This is a genomic window from Gilliamella sp. B2717 (assembly GCF_026536675.1).
Classification (GTDB): Bacteria; Pseudomonadota; Gammaproteobacteria; order Enterobacterales; family Orbaceae; genus Gilliamella; species Gilliamella apicola_I.
In genome coordinates this window covers 1,235-1,560 of sequence record NZ_JAFNNQ010000036.1, presented here as the reverse complement: position 1 = coordinate 1,560, position 326 = coordinate 1,235, and the positions used below count along the sequence as shown (strand labels likewise).

The 326-nt window shown below is 37.7% G+C and carries 1 pseudogene; it reads left to right on the top strand.

Annotated elements, in window-relative coordinates:
* Positions 1-137: 137 nt before the first annotated feature.
* Positions 138-326 (top strand): annotated as a pseudogene (locus J3U35_RS05635) (DNA adenine methylase); the annotation flags it as partial.

The following is a 326-nucleotide window of genomic DNA, read 5'->3' as shown; positions in this document are numbered from 1 at the left end:
GCAATCCTCAATCTGCAAAAAAATTAATTCAGTTAATTGCGTTAACCCCATTTCACAGAAATGAGTATCTAAACGCCTGTTATTGCAATTGTTCTGACGAAATAGTTCAGGCTAGTCAATTATTAATCAGATCGTTTATGTCATTTTCGTCAAATGGTGTACATCAAAAAAATTCAGGTTTTTCTGGTGGTACCAAAAAAGGGGCTACAACCGGCGCAACAACATGGGCAAAAATCCCTGCTAATTTGTTGGCAATTGTTGAGCGATTACAGGGGGTTATTATCGAAAATATTCCCGCGATCGAATTGTTAGACAAACACGACAGT